Annotated in this window: 16 protein-coding genes; 8 read left to right on the top strand and 8 right to left on the bottom strand. The window is 70.4% G+C overall.

Translation table 11 applies throughout. The features are described 5' to 3' along the window. Positions 1-134: 134 nt before the first annotated feature. Positions 135-944: an SAM-dependent methyltransferase gene (locus tag ACYVIP_RS31035; RefSeq protein WP_460402768.1), complete on the top strand. Its 810-nt coding sequence runs from the start codon at positions 135-137 to the stop codon at positions 942-944. Between the two features lies 1 nt (position 945). Here the strand turns inward: ACYVIP_RS31035 and ACYVIP_RS31030 are convergent, their stop codons facing one another. From ACYVIP_RS31030 to ACYVIP_RS31015, 4 genes are all read right to left on the bottom strand, one after another. After that, on the bottom strand, positions 946-2,175 hold the full coding sequence (locus ACYVIP_RS31030) for a class I SAM-dependent methyltransferase (RefSeq protein ID WP_460402766.1): 1,230 nt from the start codon (positions 2,173-2,175) through the stop codon (positions 946-948). Between the two features lie 18 nt (positions 2,176-2,193). Then, positions 2,194-3,552 (bottom strand): FAD-binding oxidoreductase, encoded by a 1,359-nt coding sequence (locus ACYVIP_RS31025; protein WP_460402764.1) that lies wholly within the window; start codon positions 3,550-3,552, stop codon positions 2,194-2,196. 137 nt (positions 3,553-3,689) lie between these two features. Further along, positions 3,690-4,526, bottom strand: coding sequence for a hypothetical protein (locus ACYVIP_RS31020; protein WP_460402762.1), 837 nt, complete (start codon positions 4,524-4,526; stop codon positions 3,690-3,692). Beyond that, complete coding sequence (locus ACYVIP_RS31015; protein ID WP_460402760.1) at positions 4,523-6,394, bottom strand: Xaa-Pro dipeptidyl-peptidase; 1,872 nt, start codon at positions 6,392-6,394, stop codon at positions 4,523-4,525. The genes ACYVIP_RS31020 and ACYVIP_RS31015 overlap by 4 nt, the downstream gene beginning before the upstream one ends. Before the next feature lie 190 nt (positions 6,395-6,584). On the opposite strand from ACYVIP_RS31015, the gene ACYVIP_RS31010 reads away from it, so the two are divergent. After that, a complete protein-coding gene (locus tag ACYVIP_RS31010; protein ID WP_460402758.1) occupies positions 6,585-7,220 on the top strand; it encodes a hypothetical protein in 636 nt (211 codons plus the stop codon). Here ACYVIP_RS31010 and ACYVIP_RS31005 read toward each other — a convergent pair. The 4 genes from ACYVIP_RS31005 to ACYVIP_RS30990 form a co-directional block, all read right to left on the bottom strand. After that, a complete protein-coding gene (locus tag ACYVIP_RS31005) occupies positions 7,206-8,360 on the bottom strand; it encodes an acyl-CoA dehydrogenase family protein (RefSeq protein WP_460402756.1) in 1,155 nt (384 codons plus the stop codon). The genes ACYVIP_RS31010 and ACYVIP_RS31005 overlap by 15 nt on opposite strands. A 2-nt stretch (positions 8,361-8,362) precedes the next feature. Next, positions 8,363-10,321 carry an acetyl/propionyl/methylcrotonyl-CoA carboxylase subunit alpha gene (locus tag ACYVIP_RS31000; RefSeq protein WP_460402754.1) on the bottom strand — a complete coding sequence of 653 codons (1,959 nt, stop codon included), beginning with the start codon at positions 10,319-10,321 and terminating at the stop codon, positions 8,363-8,365. Between the two features lie 2 nt (positions 10,322-10,323). Then, entirely contained in the window at positions 10,324-11,937 is a 1,614-nt protein-coding gene (locus ACYVIP_RS30995) for a carboxyl transferase domain-containing protein (protein WP_460402752.1), read from the bottom strand. Positions 11,938-12,063: 126 nt separating this feature from the next. After that, complete coding sequence (locus ACYVIP_RS30990) at positions 12,064-12,855, bottom strand: SGNH/GDSL hydrolase family protein (protein WP_460402750.1); 792 nt, start codon at positions 12,853-12,855, stop codon at positions 12,064-12,066. A 188-nt stretch (positions 12,856-13,043) separates the two neighbouring features. Here ACYVIP_RS30990 and ACYVIP_RS30985 point away from each other — a divergent pair, with 188 nt between their 5' ends. The 6 genes from ACYVIP_RS30985 to ald all read left to right on the top strand — a co-directional run bounded on the left by ACYVIP_RS30985 (position 13,044) and on the right by ald (position 20,272). After that, positions 13,044-13,631 carry an SACE_7040 family transcriptional regulator gene (locus tag ACYVIP_RS30985; RefSeq protein WP_460402748.1) on the top strand — a complete coding sequence of 196 codons (588 nt, stop codon included), beginning with the start codon at positions 13,044-13,046 and terminating at the stop codon, positions 13,629-13,631. Positions 13,632-13,753: 122 nt separating this feature from the next. After that, positions 13,754-14,554 carry an SAM-dependent methyltransferase gene (locus tag ACYVIP_RS30980; protein WP_460402746.1) on the top strand — a complete coding sequence of 267 codons (801 nt, stop codon included), beginning with the start codon at positions 13,754-13,756 and terminating at the stop codon, positions 14,552-14,554. 49 nt (positions 14,555-14,603) lie between these two features. After that, on the top strand, positions 14,604-16,814 hold the full coding sequence (locus ACYVIP_RS30975; RefSeq protein WP_460402744.1) for a diguanylate cyclase domain-containing protein: 2,211 nt from the start codon (positions 14,604-14,606) through the stop codon (positions 16,812-16,814). 20 nt (positions 16,815-16,834) lie between these two features. Then, positions 16,835-17,365: a hypothetical protein gene (locus ACYVIP_RS30970; protein ID WP_460402742.1), complete on the top strand. Its 531-nt coding sequence runs from the start codon at positions 16,835-16,837 to the stop codon at positions 17,363-17,365. Between the two features lie 113 nt (positions 17,366-17,478). After that, positions 17,479-19,026, top strand: coding sequence for a PucR family transcriptional regulator (locus ACYVIP_RS30965; protein ID WP_460402740.1), 1,548 nt, complete (start codon positions 17,479-17,481; stop codon positions 19,024-19,026). A gap of 130 nt (positions 19,027-19,156) precedes the next feature. Further along, complete coding sequence (gene ald, locus ACYVIP_RS30960; RefSeq protein ID WP_460402738.1) at positions 19,157-20,272, top strand: alanine dehydrogenase; 1,116 nt, start codon at positions 19,157-19,159, stop codon at positions 20,270-20,272. Positions 20,273-20,552: the final 280 nt, after the last annotated feature.

Raw genomic sequence — 20,552 nt, 5'->3', positions numbered from 1 at the left:
ACACCGGGAAATTCGGGCGCGATCTTTTCGCCGCTGACAAACAAGATGAGTTGGCATATCGGAAATCTTTGTCAACGGAAACAAAACACGCCGGGCCGTCCTCCACGCGCGAGACAAGTGTCTACTATGCGTGCATGTCAACGGAGCGACCCAACTGGGCGCCGGAGTCCATCGACCTGGATCGACCGAATGCCGCTCGCGTCTATGACTACCTGCTCGGCGGGGCGGCCAACTTCGCACAGGACCGGGTGTTCGCCGAACAGGTGCTCGAGGTCATGCCGCAGGCCCGCACCGCCGCCCGGCTGAACCGGGCGTACCTGCGCCGCGCGGTCCATTTCTGCGTCGAGTCGGGCATCCGGCAGTTCATCGACATCGGCTCCGGCATCCCGACCGCGGGCAACGTGCACGAGATCGCCAAGGGCCTCGACCAGGACACCCGCGTGCTCTACGTCGACAGCGAGCCGGTCGCGGTCACCCACAGCGAGCTGATCCTGCGCGGCATCGACAACGCCGAGGCGATCCGCGCCGACCTCACCGACCCGGACTCGATCCTTGGCTCCGACGCCGCCGCGCGGCTGATCGACTTCAGCCAGCCGGTGGCCGTGCTGATGGTCGCCGTGCTGCACTTCATCCCGGACAGCGCCGAGCCGCACCAAGCCGTCGCCCGCTACGTCGACGCCATGGCGCCCGGTAGCCATCTGGTGGTCTCGCACGCGGTCAAGGTCCTCACCGCGAGCACGGTCGCGGCCGGGGAGCTCTACGACCGCAGCGCCAGCCCCGGCGTCGGGCGCACGCCCGAGGAGATCACCGCGTTCTTCACCGGCACCGAACTCGTCCCGCCCGGTCTACTGTGGACAACCCAGTGGCGCCCGGAGTCACCGGACGACGTCGACGAACGCCCGGAGGACTCGCTGCTCTACGCCGGGGTCGGCCGCAAACCCTGAGTCACCAGGCCGGCCGCAGCGGCATCCCGGACTCCGTGCCATCCAGCCGAACGCCGAGGATCTGGTGCAGCTGCACGGTGTTGCGCTCGAAACCGAGCCGGGAGCCTGCCATGTACAGCCGCCACACCCGCGCCCGTTGCAGCCCCACCTCGGCGACCGCCTCGTCCCAGTGCTCGTCCAGGTTGGCGCACCACTGTTCGAGCGTCCTGGAGTAGTGCTCGCGCAGGTTCTCCTCGTGCCGCACCTCCAGGCCGTTGTCGTGCATGGCCGACACCAGGTGCCCCGGGCTCTCCAGCTCGCCGTCGGGGAAGACGTACCGGTTCAGGAAGCCGCCGACCTTGGCCGGCTGGTCGTTGTCCGGGCGGGTGATGCTGTGGTTCAGCAGCCGGCCGCCAGGCCGGAGCTTGTCGTGCAGCGCGCGGAAGTACTCGCCGAGCTGGGCCTTGCCGATGTGCTCGGTCAGGCCGATCGAGCTGACCGCGTCGAAGCCGGTCTCCGCGACGTCCCGGTAGTCCAGGTGGCGGATCTCGGCCAACTCGGTGAGGCCCGCCTCGGCGATCGCCTTCTGGCCCCACTCCGCCTGCTTGCGTGACAGCGTGACCCCGAGCGCGCGTACGCCGTAGTGCCTGGCGGCGTGCATGACCATGCCGCCCCAGCCGCAGCCGACGTCCAGCAGGCGCATGCCCTCCCGCAGGCCGAGCTTGCCGGCCACTAGGTCGTGTTTGGTCCACTGCGCCTCCTCCAGGGAGGAGTCGGCGTAGGGGTAGACCGCGCAGGTGTAGGCCATCGACGGGCCGAGGATCCACTCGTAGAACTTGTTCGACACGTCGTAGTGGTGGGCGATCGCGTCCTGGTCGCGGGTCCTGGAGTGGCGGCGGCCGTGGATCCGCGCTTCGGCCGCCGGTCGTCTTGTCGGCCACCAGAGGCGGTAGCCGCCGAGCCGGGCGGCCATCTCCAGCCGCAACGACACCGGGATGTGTTCCAGCGTCGCGGCGGACATGCTCTGCAACACCTGGTACATGTCCCCGTCGATGTCCAGGGTGCCCGTGACGTACGCCCTGGCCAGGCCTAGCTCACCGGGCGCCGAGGCCAGGTGGGACATCGCCAGCGGCGAGCGCACGACCACCCTCGCCGGGGCGCCCGGGTCGCCTGCCTGGCTGCCGTCGAAGGCCTTGAACTCCAGCGGAGCATCGCGGCCGATCGCGTGCTCGAAGATCTCGGCCAGCTGCATGGTCGTTCCCTTCTCGTCTTATTGGTTGCCGACGCACTTCGCGTACAGATCAGGGAGCCGACCGCGTGGGTCGTAGGTCTCTTTCAGCTTCCGATAGGTCTCCCCGTCGTACCGAAGCCAGAACTCATCCTCGGCGAAGTACGAATCGGAGTACAGCGACTTGTGACCACCCAGCTCGGTAACCTTGGCCTCGATCAGGCGATTGTGATGGCCAGGCTCCTGACCTGGCCTTAGTGGCACGGTTGCCCAGAATCCGACGTTGACAAACAGCCGCCGCGGCGGCATCGGGTACAGCGGCCAGCCGCGCGAGTCGCGCAGTTGGACCGGGCACAGCCAGACCGGGCTGATGCCGATCTCGGCGTCGAAGAAGTCGAGGAACTCGGCCAGCCGTTCGACCGGGACCTCGATGTCCTGGATGACCGGCTCGCGCGGCGGCCGGCCGAGCAGGCGGTCGGCTCTGGCGGAGAGCCCGTAGCGGCGGTCCAACGCGACGACCCGGCGGTAGACGTCCGAGCGCAGGTACCGGCGCGGCCAGAACCGCCGGACGAGCGGATGTTGCGCGCCGAGGGCCTTCGAACACCAGAACCAGTCGGTGTCCCACCGCCAGAGGTAGTCACGGATGGTGAGCACATCCTCGGCACGGTCCCGGATCGAGTGGTAGTAGATCTGACTGCCCGTGTAGTCGGACACTCTGGGTGCCGAGTCGATGAAGGTGCCGATGGTCAGGTACAGCTCGTTGTTCGCGAAGACCGTGCCGTCGACGAAGTCGACCGCCGGGTCGTCGCGGACCTGCTCGATCGCCGTGGCGCACGCGGCGGCCGAGCCGTAGCCGACGTGCGCCAAGGCGACGTAGGGGCGGGTCGGCGCCAGGTCGACGCGCAGGCGCAGGGCGTAGCCGAGGGTGCCGTAGGAGTTGGGGAAGCCGTAGAACAGGTCGCGGTGCTCGTTGTCCGGCCTGGCCAGCACGATCTCGCCGTCGGGGGTGAGGATCTCCATCTCCAGCACGGCCTCGTGCGGCATGCCGGCGCGGAAGGACGTCGACTCGATGCCGAGGCCCGCGACCGCGCCGCCGAGGGTGATGGTCTTGAGCTGCGGCACGACGGTCGGCATCAGGCCGTACGGCAGGGTCGCGTCGACCAGGTCCTCGTAGGTGGTCATGCCGCCGACATCGGCGACCCGCGCCTGCCGGTCGACGTGCAGCACCCGGGTGAAGGCGCTGACGTCCAGCGCGGCGGCCGGCGCCGGGTCGCGGAAGCGGAACAGGTTGGAGGTGGGCTTGGCGAGCCGGATCGGACTGCCGTCCGGCAGCGCCACGAGTTGCGCCCGCAGCACACGCAGCGCCTGGTCATGAGATATCAGTGCAGGTGAGCGGCTCACACCCCGATGCTAACCCCGATCACCAGAAAGTTCGCGTCGCTAACCACTCACGAGTCCAACGCTCCTGCCCGGCGAGTCCAACGCTCGCGACACCTACGCACGTTCGCGGACGTACGAGATGGCTGGGCACGCGTGTGTCACGACGGTTGGACTCGCGGGGTGGGGTGGGTGTAGGCGTCGAAGAGTTCGGTGACGTAGGCGAGGAAGAGGGCAGCGGTGCCGAAGACTCCCTCGATCGGGTGGAGTTGGGCGAAGCCGAAGGCGAGTTCGCAGCCGTGGTAGGACGGGGCGGACTCGCGGACGTCGGTGAACCAGTCGTAGAACGACACCCGTTGGCGGGCCAGGTCGGGGTGGATCAGGCCGCCGTAGACGGCCAGCAGGTCGATGGCCACCGGGCGGTTGCGCAGCGTCCAGCGATAGACCTCGGAGAACTGGAAGAACCGGCGCTCCACCGCGGTCGCCTGCTGGCCGTGGCTCGCCGCGATCGCCGTGCCGTGCTCGGTCGACGCCTGCTCGGCCAGGCTCCACGCGCGGTCGTGCGCGGCGCGGGTGGGGAACGTGCCGGCCGCCACGCCCCGGATGTAGTCGGCCCACAACCGCGAGCCCGGGTTGCCGAAGTCGTCGGTCGAGCGGCCGCCGGCGATCGCGAGGCCGCGCTCGATCCCCTCCACGATCCCGGCGTCCACATAGGACACCCAGCTGCCGGGGGCGCCGAGCCCCCGGTCACCGAAGAACGTGATGACGCCCTCGATGTTGCGCCACCGGTCCGCGACCCCCAGCTCGGCCCCCGGCCCGGCCTGCAGCGCGCGCACGAACTCCAGCCGCTCGGCCATCGACATCAGGTCGATGTCCTCGGCCGTGCAGTCCAGCTCGGCCGCGCACTCGGCTGGCGTGCGCACCGGCTGCGCGGCCGCGGGCGAGACCACGCCGAGGCCGAGCGCGAACACCAGCACCAGCGGCCAGCGCCGCCTCACCGCAGGCCGCCGACGATCGGCAGCGACACCGAGCTGCGCGCCGGGTCGACGGTCAGCTCGGTGCCCGGCGCCGGCCGCAGCGTGTAGTGCAGGTCGGTGGACACGACGACCAGGCCGATCCGGTGCCCGGCCGGGAACACGTAGTCGTCCGGCTCGAGGTCCCAGGTGAACGTGTACTCCTGCCCCTGCTGGATCGGCGTGCTGCGCGCGGCCGACACCCGGTTCTGCACGTCGGTCCACCCTCGGGTGACCGTCACCGGCGCGTCGGTCGACCCGACCGGCCCGTAGTCGACGACCACCGCGGTGAGGTTGGCGGCGTACCGGTTGTCCACCGACGCCCGCAGCGACACCGACGGCGTGCCGCTCAGGTGCGCCGCCTCGGCCAGCGGCGCGGAGGTGTACACCAGCCGGTTCGGGTTCGGCGTGTCCGGGGCGGGCACCAGCGACACGTCGGTGTCCAGCTCCCGGCCGGCGTCGACGAACGACTGCCGCGGCCGGGGACCGGGCGCCGGGCGGGTGGTGAGCGTGCCGGGTTCGGTGGCGCTGCGCGCGCCCAGCCGCAGCGTGGTGTCCCGAGCGCCGGGGGCCGGCCAGTCGGCGTACTTCTCGTAGGTGCCGTCCGGCCGCTGCACGTCGGCCGTCGGCTCGGTCATGATCCCGTTGTCCACGCCGAACAGCCAGTGGTCCATCCAGCGGTTGAGCGTGCGCTGGTAGTCGGTGGCGCCGCCGGGCCCGCCGTGGCCGTCCTTGTGCAGCCAGATCTTGCGCGGCACGTCGTGGCGTTCGAGCTGGGACCACCAGGACGCGAACGCCCGGGGCATCACGTTGTAGTCCTCCAGCCCGTGCACCACGAACACGCTGGCCTCGACGTCCTTCGCGCGGTGCAGGTAGTCCCGCTCGTGCCAGTAGGCGTTGTAGTCGCCGGTGGCGCGGTCGCTGTACTGGAGCATCGGGTCGGTGAGGAAGCGGCAGTCCGCGAAGTCGGCGTCGATCATCAACGCGAGCACGTCGAGGTCCTCGCCCTGGAAGGCGTTCTCGCCCACCCCGGAGCGGTTCGAGTGCGGCGCCCTGACCAGACCGTTGGCCCGGTAGTAGTCGTACCAGCTGGAGATCGCGGACACCGGCACGATCGTGCGCAGGCCGTCGACCCCGGTGGTGGCGACCTGGTTGGGCAGGGTTCCGTTGTAGGACACGCCGGTCATGCCGACGTCACCGGTGGTCCAGTCCGCGGTGACCGGCTCGCCCGCCTCGTTCCACGCCGGCGCGCGGCCGTTCAGCCAGTCGATGATCGCCTTGGTGCCAAGGGTTTCCTTCATGTCGCCGATGGTCGGGCAGCCGTCGGAGAAGCCGGTGCCGATGCTCTCGCCGAGCACGACCGCGTAGCCGCGCGGCACCCAGTAGTTGTCCAGCGAGCCGGGCAGGTCCGGCCCGGGGCTCGGGCCGCGCACCGGGCCGCTCAGCGCGTCGACCGCACCCCTTGGTTGCAGGCTTTCCTGTGGCAGCACGGGGAAGTCGACGTTGTGGTTCTGCCCGGAGCCCGGGTTGTACCGGTAGGGGCTGTGTTCGAAGACCACCGGCACCTTGATGCCGGCCGACTCGGTCTCCCCCGGCCGCGACAGCCGCAGCCGCACCCGGTCGCGCCTGCCGTCGAGGTCGCTGTCGACCTCGGTCTGCACGAACAGGGTTTCCTCGATGGCGTCGGCCAGGGCGAACTGGGGCTGGCTCACGCCGTCCTCGACCTTCAGCCAGGACGGGGTCTCCGGCAGCGCGTCCGCCGGCGGGGCCGCACCGGCCGGCGCGGCGAGCACCGTGCCGACCAACGGGGCCACCATCGCGGTGAGCAGGAGCATCCGACGTGACCGGCGCATCAGGGCCTCCGGGGGAGCGCGCGGGGCAGAGGAAGGTCATCCTATGTCGGGATCGCCCAGATCCCGGTCAACCATTGGTCAATTGGTCCGGGTGGTCTACCATTGCCAACGCAAACCCGCTGGCGCGAGCCGGCGGGGGTGCGCCGGCCTCGGCGGCCGCCACCGCCGGGGCCCACATATCGTCAACCGGGTGAACATCGCTGTCGGCATCTTCGATCTCTTCGCCTACACCGTCCCCGGGTCCCTCTACCTCACGTTCCTCAGCTATCTGGCGTTCCGGTTCAACCTCACCGAGCCGGCAGCGGTGTTCGGCGTCCCCGGCGTGTTGTTGCTGATCGGCGCCGTGCTGTTCAGCTTCTTACTCGGTTACCTGTCCTATCCGCTCGGCGCGGTGACCAACCGGCTGGTGCCCCGGCGCCGCCGCCGTGACCACCCGAGGGTCGAGTTCGTCCGCCGCACGCCGGCGGCCAAGGACCGGGCCTACGTGCGGGCCGACCCGTTCCTGCTGCTGGGCGCCCTGCAACTGCACGACATCGACGCCGGCACGGAAGTGCTCCGGCAACGCGCGACCGGGCTGATGCTGCGCAACTGCGCGCCGCCGCTGCTGATCGCGGCGGTGGCCGGCGTCGTGGAGATCTTCACCGGGTCCCGGCCGGTGATCGCCGCCGGCTGCGCGGTGCTGCTCGCGGTCGCCTCGGTCGTGCTGGTCACCCAGGGCCGCAAACACGGGCACTGGGCGAGCATCAAGACCCTGGAGCTGTGCTTCTGGCTGCCCGACATCGACGACCGGTTCACCACCGGCAACGGCGGCTCAGCCAAGGCCTAGTTCCCTGGCGATCAGCATGCGCTGGACCTCGCTGGTGCCCTCGCCGATCTCCAGGATCTTGGCGTCGCGGTAGAAGCGGCCGACCGGGAACTCGTTCATGAAGCCGTAGCCGCCGAAGATCTGGGTGGCGTCGCGGGAGTTGTCCATGGCCGCGTTGGAGGCCACCAGCTTGGCGATCGCGGCCTCCTTCTTGAACGGCTCGGCGCGGGTCATCCGCGCCAGCGCCGCGTAGTAGGCCAGCCGCGCGGTGTGCGCGCGAACCTCCATGTCGGCGATCTTGAACTGGATCGCCTGGTACTCCCCGATCTTGTGGCCGAACGCCTCGCGCTCGTGCACGTAGCGCAGGCTCTCGTCGACGCAGCCCTGCGCCAACCCGACCGCCAGCGAGGCGATGGCGATCCGCCCTTCGTCCAAAATGGACAGGAACTGGGCGTAGCCCCGGCCGCGCTCGCCGAGCAGGTTGGCCGCCGGCACGCGGCAGTCGGCGAAGGACAGCTCCCGGGTGTCCGATGCGTTCCAGCCCACCTTCGAGTACTTCTTCGACACGGTGAACCCCGGTGTGCCGGCCGGCACGATGATCGCCGAGATCTCCTTGCCGCCACCGGGTTTCGTGCCGGTCACCGCGGCCACCGTGACCAGACCGGTGATGTCGGTGCCGGAGTTGGTGATGAACGACTTCGTCCCGTTGAGCACCCACTGGTCGCCGTCGAGGCGCGCGGTGGTGAGCGTGGCGCCCGCGTCCGAGCCGCCGCCCGGCTCGGTCAGGCCGAACGCGCCGAGCTGCTCGCCGGAGCACAGCGCCGGCAGCCAGCGGCGCTTCTGCTCCTCGGTGCCGAAGCGGTACACCGGCATGGCGCCGAGGGAGACCCCGGCCTCCAGGGTGACCGCGACCGACGAGTCGACCCGGCCGAGCTCCTCCAGCGCGACGCACAGCGCGGTGAAGTCGCCGCCCATGCCGCCGTAGGTCTCCGGGAACGGCAGCCCGAACAGGCCCATCCGGCCCATCTTGGCGACCAGCTCGTAGGGGAACTCCTCGCGCACGTAGAACTCGCCGATGACCGGCGCGACCTCCTCCCGCGCGAACTGCTCGACGGTCTTGCGCAACGCCTCGTGCTCGTCGTCAAGGCGAAAGTCGATCATGGCTACTCCTCAGGTGGGGTTACCACGGCAAGGGGTTGGTTCAGCGCGACCTGTTGGCCGACGCGTACGGAAAGCTCGGTGAGCACGCCGTCGACCGGTGCGGTGACGGTGTGCTCCATCTTCATCGCCTCGACGACCACCAGCGGCGCGCCGGCCAGCACCTGGTCGCCGACGGCGGCCTTGACCACCAGCACGGTGCCCGGCATGGGGCTGGTCACCGGCCCACCGGCCGCCGAGGTGGCGGATTCGCCCTCCAGCAGCGAGTGCTCCTCGACCGCCCAGGTATGTCCGTCGGCGGCCAGCCAGCGGATGCCGCCGGCCCGCGCGTGGCGCAGGCTGGTGGTGCGCCCGGCGAAGGTGACCTCGAGCCGGTCGCCGGTGTGGCTGGCGGCCGCGCGGACCGGCTCGGCGCCATCGACCGCGACCGTCGCCCCGGCCGGAGTGCCGGTGACCAGGACGGTGACCTGCCGGTCGCCGCAGGCCAGGCGGAACGGGACGCCGGCGACCCCGCCGAGGCGCCAGCCGTCGGGCACCGCCCACGGGTCGACGACCGCGCCGGTCGGGCGCAGGTCGATCAGCTCGGCCAGCGCGGCGGCGGCGAACACCAGGTCGGGGACCTGCCCCGAGGTCAGATCGGCGAGCTTGCGCTCGACCAGGCCGGTGTCCAGCCGGCCGGCGCGCACGTCCTCGTCGGCCAGCAGCGCGCGCAGGAACGCGACGTTGGTGCCGACACCGAGCACGGTGGTGTGCGCGAGCCCGCCGGACAGCCGGCGCAGCGCGGTATCCCGGTCGGGGCCCCAGGCGATCACCTTGGCCAGCATGGGGTCGTAGTTCGAGCCGACCACGGTGCCGGCCAGCAGCGCGGAGTCCACCCGCAGGCCGGGGCCGGCAGGCTCGGCCAGCGCGAGCACCGTGCCGCCGGTCGGCAGGAAGTCGCGGGCCGGGTCCTCGGCGTAGACCCGCGCCTCGACCGCGTGCCCCTTGATGTCCACATCGGACTGTCCGAACGCGAGCGGTTGGCCGGCGGCGACCGTCAGCTGCGCGGCCACCAGGTCGATGCCGGTGACCAGCTCGGTGACCGGGTGCTCGACCTGCAGGCGGGTGTTCATCTCCATGAAGAAGAACTCGTCCGGCCGGTCGCCGGCGAGGATGAACTCCACCGTGCCCGCGCCGGTGTAGCCGACCGAGCGGGCCGCCTCGACCGCGGCCGCGCCCATCCGCTCCCGGTCCACATCGGACAGCAGGGGCGACGGCGCCTCCTCGATGATCTTCTGGTGCCGCCGCTGCAGGCTGCACTCGCGCTCGCCGAGGTGCACCACGGTGCCGTGGGTGTCGGCGAGCACCTGGATCTCGATGTGCCTCGGGTTGGTCACGAACCGCTCGACCAGCAACGTGTCGTCACCGAAGGCGCCGCTGGCCTCGCGCCGCGCGGACTCCAGCGCGGCCGGCAGGTCCGCCGGGTCCCCGACCCGCCGCATACCCTTGCCCCCGCCGCCGGCCGACGGCTTGACCAGCACCGGGTAGCCGATCTCGGCGGCGGCCTCGATCAGGTCGGCGTCGGACATGCCGGCCAGCACCCGGCCGGGCACCACCGGCACCCCGGCCGCGGCGACCGTCCGCTTCGCGCGGATCTTGTCGCCCATGGCGTCGATCGCGTCGGCCGGCGGGCCGACGAACACCAGCCCGGCGTCCGCGCAGGCCCTGGCGAACGCGGCGTTCTCGGCCAGGAAGCCGTAGCCGGGGTGCACCGCCTCCGCGCCGGTTTCCCTGGCGGCGGCCAGGATCGCGTCGATCGACAGGTAGCTCTCGACCCGCACCGCCGCGTCCGCCGCGCGCACGTGCCGGGCACCGTCGTCGGCGTCGGTGTACACCGCGACCGCGCGCACGCCGAGGTCGCGCAGGGTGCGGTGGATCCGCACCGCGATCTCGCCCCGGTTGGCGATCAGCACCGTGGAGAACATCGTCACATCCTGAAAACGCCGTAGCGGACCGGTTCCAGTGGCGCGTTGGCCGCGACCGACAGCCCGAGGCCGAGCACCCGCCGGGTGTCGGCCGGGTCGATCACGCCGTCGTCCCAGAGCCGGGCGGTGGAGTAGTACGGGTGGCCCTGGTCCTCGTACTGGGCGCGGATCGGGTCCTTGAAGGACTCCTCGTCGGCGGTGGACCACTCCTCGCCACGCGCCTCGAACTGGTCGCGGCGGACGGTGGCGAGCACCGAGGCCGCCTGCTCACCGCCCATCACCGAGATCCGCGCGTTGGGCCACATCCACAGGAACCGGGGCGAGTAGGCCCGCCCGCACATCGAGTAGTTGCCGGCGCCGAACGAGCCGCCGATGATCACGGTGAACTTCGGCACCCGCGCACAGGCCACCGCGGTGACCATCTTGGCGCCGTGCTTGGCGATGCCGCCCTCCTCGTAGGCGCGGCCGACCATGAACCCGGTGATGTTCTGCAGGAACACCAACGGGATCGACCGCTGGTCGCACAGCTCGATGAAGTGCGCGCCCTTGAGCGCGGACTCGCCGAACAGCACCCCGTTGTTGGCCACGATGCCGACCGGGTGGCCGTGGATCCTGGCGAAGCCGGTGACCAGCGTGGTCCCGTACTCCTTCTTGAACTCCCGGAACCGGCTGCCGTCGACCACCCGCGCGATCACCTCGCGCACGTCGTAGGGGGTGCGCGAGTCGGTGGGCACCACGCCGTACAGCTCGGCCTGGTCGACCACCGGCTCCTCGACCGGCGCGACCTCCCATGGCCGGGGCGCGCGCGGGCCGAGCGTGCTCACGATCGAGCGGACGATGCGCAGCGCGTGCGCGTCGTCCTCGGCGAGGTGGTCGGTGACCCCGGAGCGGCGCGCGTGCACGTCCCCGCCGCCGAGGTCCTCCGCGCTGACCACCTCCCCGGTCGCGGCCTTCACCAGCGGCGGGCCGCCGAGGAAGATCGTGCCCTGCTCACGCACGATCACCGCCTCGTCGCTCATCGCCGGCACGTAGGCCCCGCCGGCCGTGCAGGACCCGAGCACGGCGGCGACCTGCGGGATGCCGCGAGCGGACATGGTGGCCTGGTTGTAGAAGATGCGGCCGAAGTGCTCGCGGTCGGGGAACACGTCGTCCTGGCGGGGCAGGAACGCGCCGCCGGAGTCGACGAGGTAGACGCACGGCAGGTGGTTGTGCAGCGCGATCTCCTGCGCCCGCAGGTGCTTCTTGACCGTCACCGGGTAGTAGGTGCCGCCCTTGACGGTCGCGTCGTTGGCCACGACCACGCACTCCCGGCCGCTGACCCGGCCGATGCCGGTGATGATCCCCGCGCCGGGCGCCTCGCCGTCGTACATGCCGGTGGCGGCCAGCGGGGACAGCTCGAGAAACGGCGAACCCGGGTCGAGCAGGGACTCGACCCGGTCGCGCGGCAGCAGCTTGCCCCGGTCGACGTGGCGCTTCCTGGCCTTCTCGCCACCGCCGCGTGCGGCGGTGGCGGAACAGCCAAGCAGGTCGTCGACCAGGGCAGCATGCTCCTTGACGTACCGCTGGAACGCGGGGTCGCCGGGGTCGGCCGTGCTACGCAGGACGGGTGCGTCCATCTCGCTCCACAGGTTAGTCATCGTTAACCTACGGTGCCGATGTTAGCGGTCTCTAACCTGACCGTCCAGCGCGGTGACGGGTGGACTCCAGCCTCGTTCGAGCGGTACTGGAAATGCGGGTGCGACTCAGCCGATGGCCCCGACCAATGCCGCGTAATAGCCGTCCCGGTGCCCGCCCACGTTCGGGTGATAGGACTCGTCAATCGGCCAGGTGATGCTGTTCAGCCACTGGGCGCCACTCGCACAGATCTCGTGCCCGGCGAAGGCCGACCGCCCGTCCACGAACGTGAAGCCGAACGCCCCCGACCGGCTCGAGACGACGTCCGCGAGCACGTCGGCCGAGCCGTTGATCGCGGCCCGCTTGGTCTCCGAGAGGCCGACCGAGCAGTCCCCGTCGAGCTCGTAGATGTGCGGGTAGCCGAGCACGACCACCTGCGCGCCGGGCGCGCGGTCGCTGATCGCGGTGTACACACTGTCGAGCCGACCTGGCAGCTCAGCGCGGGCGAAGGCCTGCGCCTCGGCGTTGCGGTCGACGCAGCTCTGGTCGGAGCCGAGGTTGCAGTCAGTCATCACGTCGGCGAAGCCGGCGTCGTTGCCGCCGATGGAGATGGTGACCAGCTCGGTGTCCGAGGTGACCGCGCTGACCTGGTTGGCCAGCACGTCCGAGGTCACCGCCCCCGAACAGGCGACGAAGGAGAAGGCGGACGGGGCGTGGGAGTTGGCCCACAGCTGGGCGTAGGCGTTGGCACTGCGTTTGCAGCCACCGGAGTCGCCGTAGCTACCGGCACCGGTGCCGGAGGCGTAGGAGTCACCGAGTGCGACGTACTTTCCGGCCGCTTCCGCTGATGCCGGTGAAGCAATTCCGACAAAGGCAAGAGCGGCGAACAGGGATACGGCAAGTGGACGAGCGAGGCGCATTTTTACCTCCGCGGAGGGATTCCCGACCTCCTCATCACACCAGTAAGTCACGAAATCCGAAATCAGTTCGTTAGTCGTTAACCGTTGCCAGATATACGCGAACAGCCCAGACGACTGCTCCGCCCAGCCGCACCTGACCGTCAACCAGGGGGGTTAGCGAGCGTTAAGCGAGTGGGTAGGCTTGCCGGGTGACCACTCGCCGGGAACAGATCCTCGCCGCCGCGGCGGAACTGTTCGCCCGCCACGGCTTCCACGGCGTCGGCATCGACGAGATCGGCGCCGCCGTCGGGGTGTCCGGCCCGGCGCTCTACCGGCACTTCCGCAGCAAGGACGCGATGCTCGGGGAGATGCTGACCTCCATCAGCGAGACCCTGTTCACCGGCGGCCAGCAACGCCGCGACGCCGCCGACCCGGCCAACGTGCTCGACGAGCTGATCGGCTTCCACGTCGACTTCGCACTGGACAACCCGGCGCTGATCACCGTCCAGGAACGCAACCTGGGCAACCTCACCGATCCCGACCGGCGCCGGGTGCGCGGGTTGCAGCGGCGCTACGTCGAGGTCTGGGTGCGCGCCATCCGGGACACCTGGCCGGTGCTCGACGAGCCGACCGCCCGCACGGCCGCGCACGCGGCGTTCGGACTGATCAACTCCACGCCGCACAGCCGGCACCTCGGGCGCGACCGGATGGCGACCATGCTGCGGGAAATGACCGCGGGCGCGCTGGCTCGGGTGTGCGCCGGGCTGCCGGAACCCGGCCTGTCCACGGCCAGCTGAGCCGCCGCGGTCCGGCGCGGGAAACGCCGGTTCGATGCTGGTACATCCGGGTGAACCCGCGCCCGACTGACACCAACCGGTCAGTAGTGTTTCGGTCACAGATCCAAACGGAGAGGTGAACGGTGGCGCAACAGACCAACTGGGTCCCCACCTCGGTCGACCTGGAGAAACCCAGTGCGGCCAGGGCTTATGACTACGTGCTCGGCGGGAACCACAACTTCGCCGTCGATCGCGAGTTCGTCGAGCGGATGCTGGCCGCGCAGCCGGAGGCCAAGCGGTTCGCGTTCATGAACCGGGCGTTCATGCGCCGCGCGGTGCTGTTCATGGCCAACCAGGGCGTTCGCCAGTTCCTCGACCTCGGATCCGGCATCCCCACCGTCGGCAACGCACACGAGATCGCCCAGTCGGTGGACCCCGGCGCCAAGGTCGTGTACGTCGACAACGAACACGTCGCCGTCGCGCACAGCCAGCTCATCCTGGAGGACAACGAGAACGCGGCGATGGTGCACGCGGACATCACCAAGCCGCTGCTGGTCCTGCAGGACCAGACGACCAGGGAGTTACTCGACTTCGGCCAGCCGATCGGGATCCTGGCCATCACCATCGGGCACTACATCCTCGACGAGTACGACCCGCGCGCGGTGTTCGCCACCTATCGGGACGCCGTCGTCCCCGGCAGCTATCTCGCGATCACCCACCTCACCAACGACTTCCTCGATATGAGCAAAGTCACTGAAGGCATGAAGCAGTCCCAGAACGCCGTCGTGACCCGCGATCGGGACGAGGTCACCGAGCTGTTCGGCGACTTCGAACTGGTCGAACCCGGACTGGTGACCACCTCCCAGTGGCGGCCGGAGCGGGAGTCCGACACCGCGGAGGCGGTCAACGACGGGCTCTACGCTGGTGTTGCCCGCAAGGGTTGAGACCGTCGAGAATTCCTGGTCGCCCGAGGATCGTCGTGATCACAGACTGATGGACAGGAATCCAGTGCCAGCCACCCCGCCCCCGGCCACGCGCCGGGAGGAACTGGCGCGGGCATGGGCGAGTGCGGCCACCTCGACGGCCTACATCCCCCGGTCGGTCGACGACCTGGAGGTGACGCTGCTCGAACTGGTCGACGAGCTGCTGACCTCGCTCCAGGACGACAGCCCGACCGCGCCGGTGACCGTCGGCTCGAGCATCGGCGGCCGCCTGGTCGACGAGGGCTTCATCGACCCGTTCGCCTTGCGCGCCAGCATCGACGTGCTCACCTCCGGCCTGCTCAACGACCTGCGTGAGTCGCCGGACACCGCGCTGGCGCGGCGGACCGTGGCCCTGCTCGGCGCGATGTCCGCCGGCTACGCCGACGGGCTGCGCAACTACACCCTCACCCAGCAGGAACGGCTCAAGCAGGCGCTGTTCAACGCAATGGTGCGCGCCGAGCACAACCTGCGGGCCACCGAGAACCGCTTCCACGAGGTGTTCACCGCCTCGGCGGTCGGCATCGCGATCACCGACCTCAACGGCATGTGCGTGGAGACCAACCCGGCGTTGAGCCAGATCCTGGCCTGCCCGCCGGGTCGGCTCGCCGGCCGGCTGCTGCCGGAGTTCTTCGTCACCGAGGACCCGATGCCCACCTCGGGGCTGGCCGGGCCGCGGCCGGTGCCCGGCGACCTCGCCGAGACCTACCGGCGGGTGCTCGACGGTGAGGTCGAGCGGGTGCACGAGCAGCGAAGGCTGCGTACCGGCGAGGGCGAGACCGCGTGGGTCTACGTCGCGATCTCCTTGCTGCGCGACGGTTCCGGCGCGCCGGCGTTCTTCGTCACGATGGTGCAGGACGTCAGCGAGCTGCAGTTGCTCAGCGACCGGCTCGGCCACCAGCTGCTGCACGACGCGCTCACCGGGATGCCCAACCGGCAGCACTTCCAGTCGAAGTTGGAGACCACGCTCGGCCGGTCGGCGCCGGACGCGTCGATCACGCTGTGCTTCGTGAACCTGGACGGGTTCGCGATGATCAACAACAGTCTCGGCCACGACTTCGGCGACCGGCTGCTGCGCACGGTCGGGCAGCGGCTGGAGACCGCGATGTCCGCCGAGCGGGCGATGGTGGCTCGCCTCGGCGGCGACGAGTTCGCCGTACTGATCGAGGATCTGCCGGTGACCCCGGACATCGGCAAGCTGATCGAGAAGATCAACAACGAGCTGGCGGAGCCGGAGTACATCGACGGCCGCGGGGTCGCCATCGGCGCGAGCGTCGGCGCGATCCGTTGCCGGGCGGCGGACATGTCGCCGACGGAGCTGTTCCGGGCGGCGGACACCGCGCTGCGCAAGGCGAAGGCGACCGGACGCCGGCAGTGGGCCGGCTACCACAAGGGCGAGGACGACAAGGCCCGACAGCGCGACGCGCTGGCCGCGGAGCTGCCATCGGCCTGGGAGACCGGCCAGCTGACCGTCGGCTACCAGCCCGTGGTGCGGCTGGGGGCCGAGGTCGGCACCGGGCCGGCGATCGCCGCGCGGCCGGTGCTGGTGTGGCAGCGGGACGAGGAAAACTCCTACGACCACCGGTTCTGCACCGAGCTCGCCGAGCGCACCGGGCTGTCCGTCCAGCTCGGGCCGTTGATGTTGCTGGAGGCGTGTGCCCAGCTTCCGGTGCTGCGCAAGGTGTTTCCCGAAGTGCGGGAGCCGGTGCTGCGCCTGCAGCTGAGCCGCGCGCAGTCCGCCGACGCCGACCTGTCGGCCGCGGTCGACCGGGCACTGCGCGGGGTCGAGGCGCCGAGCCTGCTGGAGGTCTCGCTGGACACCGGCGCGTTGCTCGACGACGTCGGCGACGCGCGGGACAACCTGGACGTACTGGTGGACATCGGCGTGTCGACCGGGCTGTGCGGGTTCCAGGGTGGGCCGCGCGAGCTGGAGCTGATGGCCTCCTCACCGGTGCGTTCGGTGACCCTGGCGACCGAGGGCCTTGGCACGGCGGGCCAGCCGGGCACCGGCGAGGTGCTGCGGATGGAGGTGGCCAGGCTCGTGCAGACGATCGTGGCCAGCGGGCGGGAGTGCTCGGTGCTCGACCCGAGCACCCCAACCGAGGTCCGCTGGTGGACCTCGGTGGGCGCGGTCACCGCACAGGGCGGGCTGTTCGGCGCGCCGCTCGGCGCGACGGACCTGACCGACCTGCCCGATCCGAGCAGACGCGTGCCGACCAGTTGACTCCGGCTCGACCGACACTGATGGAAGATGGGGCCGTGGACCCGCAACCCGAACCCGAGCGCCAGCAGCGCATCATCGACTCCGCGAGCCGTGCGCTCGCGGCGATGAACGCCGGCTCGGACGAGGGCGCGGTCGACCGGGTGACGGATGCTGTCGCGGCGAACCCGACGAACCGGACAGACGCGCAGGAGATGATGCTGCTCCTGTTCCAGGAGTGCAGCGCGATGGTGGCCGGGCTGAACGAGGTCAGCATCGGCCCCGACGGCGGCCCGGCCCCGATCAAGATGCAGGTCTACGACGACGACGGCCAGGAGATCCCGATCGACGAGGCCGACCCGCCGGTGCGCACCGCCGTGCGGACGTTGCTGGCCGAGGTGCACGGCGACAGCGAGGCGGCCAGGACGCACATCGAGATCGCGCTGACCAACGCCGCACCCGCGGAGATGGTCACGCTGATGATCCAGGCCCTGCGCTGGACGATCCGGCTGTCACAGGAGTGCGGCACCCGCGACCTCCCCGTAGCCCCCTGGATCACCACCGCCCTGTCCTGAAGCCCTGAATGACTCATTCGGGACGTTGACCGTCCCCCATGAGTCATTCAGGGCATACCTGGTCGCCGGCGAGGCAGGATGAGCACACCGGACTGACAGGGACTGAGCTGGCGATGATCACCGTGCGGGGTGTGGTGGACCGGATGGGTCCGACGCTGCTGCACGTCCGGCTCGGCGGCACGACCCAGCACGTGAGCGACGTCGTGATCGCCGAGCCGGGGCGCCGGGACCAGGTCGGCGACGGTGACCTGGTCCTCGGCGTCTCGGTGCACACCGCGCGGGACGCGGTCGAGCTGGTCCGCCACTGCGCGGCACAGGGCGCGGCCGCGGTGGCACTCAAGCCACCACTGCCGACCAGGGCCGCGGTGCTGGCCGCGGCCAGGGCCGGCGAGCTGGCGCTGGTCGAGGTGCACGCGAGCGCGGCCTGGGCCCAGGTGGTGTGGCTGCTGCGCTCGGTGCTGGACGCGGCCGCCGACGAGTCCGAGGTCGGCGACACCACGCGCAACGGTCTCGGCGACCTGTTCCGGCTCGCCGACGTCGCGGCCGCGGTGGTCGACGCCCCGGTGACCATCGAGGACGCGAACTCCCGGGTGCTCGCCTACTCCTCCCGCCAGGACCGCACCGACCCCGCGCGGGTGTCCACGATCATGGGCCGCCGCGTGCCAGACGACGTGCTGGCCAGGTTCCGCTCGCGTGGGGTCTTCCGGGAGCTGTCCCGCGGCCGGACCACGATCTTCGTACCCGCCCAGCGTGACGGCACCCTGCCAAGGCTGATCGTGCCCATCCGGATGGGCGGCGAGTTGCTCGGCTCGATGTGGGCGGTGGTCACCGGCCCGGTGTCCGACGAACGAGCGGCCGCGTTCGCCGACACCGCCCCGGTGGTCGCACTGCACCTGCTGCGCCGCCGCGCCACCGAGGACGCCGAACGCCGCCGGTCGGCCGAACTGGTGCGCTCGGTCCTGGCCGGCGAGGGCAGCGTCCGGCTGGCGGCCGCCGAACTACACCTGGCCGACGAGGAACACCGCGTGGTGGCCATCGCCAGTCAGACCATGGACACCCTCGGCGCCGAGGGCATGCGCCTCGCGCTGTGGGAGCGGATCACCACCGGCGTCGGCCGTCGCCCCGCCGTGGCCGAACTGCACGACGTGCTCTACGCCGTGGTGCCCGACCACGACGGCGACGGCGGCTGGCCCGCCCTGCGCGCCGCACTGGCCCAGGACCGCACCCCACCCCTGGTCGCCGCCGGCCCACCGGTACGCCTGGCCGACCTCCCCGAGTCCAGAGCACTGGCCGAGGAACTGCTCTCCCTGCTCCGCGCCGGCCTGGCCGAAGGCCCGATGACCAGCCACGAACAGGCCTGGCCGGTCCTGGTCCTGCACCGGGCGGCCGTCGCCGCGGCCGCCACCGGCGCGACCGAGTTCGGCCCCCTGCCACTTCTCCGCGCACAGGACGACGATTCAGGCACCGCGTACCTGGACACCCTGTACGAGTGGCTGCGCCATCCAGGAGATCCACGAGCAGCGAGCCGCGCACTGCGGATCCACCCCAACACGCTCCGGTACCGCATGGCGAAACTGACCGAACTGGCCAGCATCGACCTCGACGACCCGAACGTGCGGTTGGCCCTGCTGACCCAGCTGACAGCCCTGCGCTGGACGTAGCACTCGAGGATTTCTGTGCCCGCGGCACGAGCGAATGGCGCCATCATGGTGCCAGCGCAACGATGACTATGACACACCGTTACCCCACTGTGGTCTTAGACACCCATGTGGCCTAGTTCGGGAGGAAGTCGTGAAGGTCGCCGTACCCCGCGAGATCAAGAACCACGAGTACCGGGTGGCCCTCACCCCCGCCGGAGTACACGAGTTGGTGACCCACGGCCACGAAGTCCTGGTAGAGGCCAACGCCGGCCTCGGCTCCGCCATCCCCGACGACGAGTACGTCGCCGCCGGCGCCCGCGTACTGGCCACCGCCGACGACGTCTGGGCAGAAGGCGACCTGGTCCTCAAGGTCAAGGAACCCATCGCCGAGGAGTACTCCAGGCTCCGCCAGGACCAGATCCTCTTCACCTACCTGCACCTGGCCGCCGACGAACCCCTGACCAGGGCCCTCATGGCAGCCGGCACCACCGCCATCGCCTACGAGACGGTGCAGACCGCATCCGGCGCCCTCCCCCTGCTGGCCCCCATGTCCGAGGTGGCCGGCCGCCTGGCCCCCCAGGTAGGCGCCTTCTCCCTGATGCGCCCCTCCGGCGGCCGAGGCGTGCTCCCCGGCGGCGTCCCCGGCGTCCTCCCCGCCCGCGTGATGGTCATCGGCGGCGGCGTGGCCGGCATCAACGCCGCCGCCATCGCCGTGGGCATGGGCGCCGACGTCCAGGTCCTGGACACCAACGTCGACCGCCTACGCCAGATCGACCACCAGTACCGCGGCCGCCTCCGCACCATCACCAGCAACAGCTTCGCCGTGGAGGAAGCCGCCCGCGAAGCCGACCTGGTCATCGGCGCCGTCCTGGTCCCCGGCGCCCGAGCCCCCAAACTCATCACCAACGACCTGGTCAAAGAGATGAAACCCGGCTCAGTCCTGGTCGACATCGCCATCGACCAGGGCGGCTGCTTCGCCGACTCCCACCCCACCACCCACGACGCCCCCACCTACGAAGTACACCAATCGGTCTTCTACTGCGTAGCCAACATGCCCGGCGCCGTCCCCCGAACCAGCACCTACGCCCTGACCAACGTCACCCTCCCCTACGCCATGGCCCTGGCCACCAAGGGCTGGCACCAGGCCCTCCGCGACGACCCCACCCTCGCCCCCGGCCTCAACACCCACGCCACCACCCTCACCAACGCCCCCGTAGCCCAAGCCCACACCCTCCCCCACACCCCGTTGACCAATTTCCTCAACTAATCAACACCCCCCACCCCCACCCACCCACAGCACAACCTCAGGCCGACGCACCCAAATGGCCCACACCCACAACAAAACCCGAGAGTTAAAAGGTGCACCCAGAAGCGAAAGAAGCACAAGAAAAGCAAGAATTATTGCCACACAAATAGCATCCGCACACAGATTCCAGCACCAGTCCACAGCGCCCCACACCAGACGACAGCCACCCACCCACCATGAGCCCCACCTCACCCTCCCCCTCAAGCCACCCCCAACCCCACCACGACCCATCCCCTGCCCC

Source organism: Actinophytocola sediminis (assembly GCF_054779715.1).
The sequence above is the reverse complement of the archived record's forward strand: the minus strand, read 5'-3'. Positions and strand labels throughout refer to the sequence as shown.

Coding starts and splice junctions, on each gene's coding strand:
- ACYVIP_RS31035 (WP_460402768.1), top strand. CDS start 135: ATGTCAACGGAGCGACCCAACTGGGCGCCGGAGTCCATCGACCTGGAT.
- ACYVIP_RS31030 (WP_460402766.1), bottom strand. CDS start 2,175: ATGCAGCTGGCCGAGATCTTCGAGCACGCGATCGGCCGCGATGCTCCG.
- ACYVIP_RS31015 (WP_460402760.1), bottom strand. CDS start 6,394: ATGCGCCGGTCACGTCGGATGCTCCTGCTCACCGCGATGGTGGCCCCG.
- ACYVIP_RS31005 (WP_460402756.1), bottom strand. CDS start 8,360: ATGATCGACTTTCGCCTTGACGACGAGCACGAGGCGTTGCGCAAGACC.
- ACYVIP_RS31000 (WP_460402754.1), bottom strand. CDS start 10,321: ATGTTCTCCACGGTGCTGATCGCCAACCGGGGCGAGATCGCGGTGCGG.
- ACYVIP_RS30995 (WP_460402752.1), bottom strand. CDS start 11,937: ATGGACGCACCCGTCCTGCGTAGCACGGCCGACCCCGGCGACCCCGCG.
- ACYVIP_RS30990 (WP_460402750.1), bottom strand. CDS start 12,855: ATGCGCCTCGCTCGTCCACTTGCCGTATCCCTGTTCGCCGCTCTTGCC.
- ACYVIP_RS30975 (WP_460402744.1), top strand. CDS start 14,604: ATGGACAGGAATCCAGTGCCAGCCACCCCGCCCCCGGCCACGCGCCGG.
- ACYVIP_RS30970 (WP_460402742.1), top strand. CDS start 16,835: ATGGAAGATGGGGCCGTGGACCCGCAACCCGAACCCGAGCGCCAGCAG.
- ACYVIP_RS30965 (WP_460402740.1), top strand. CDS start 17,479: ATGATCACCGTGCGGGGTGTGGTGGACCGGATGGGTCCGACGCTGCTG.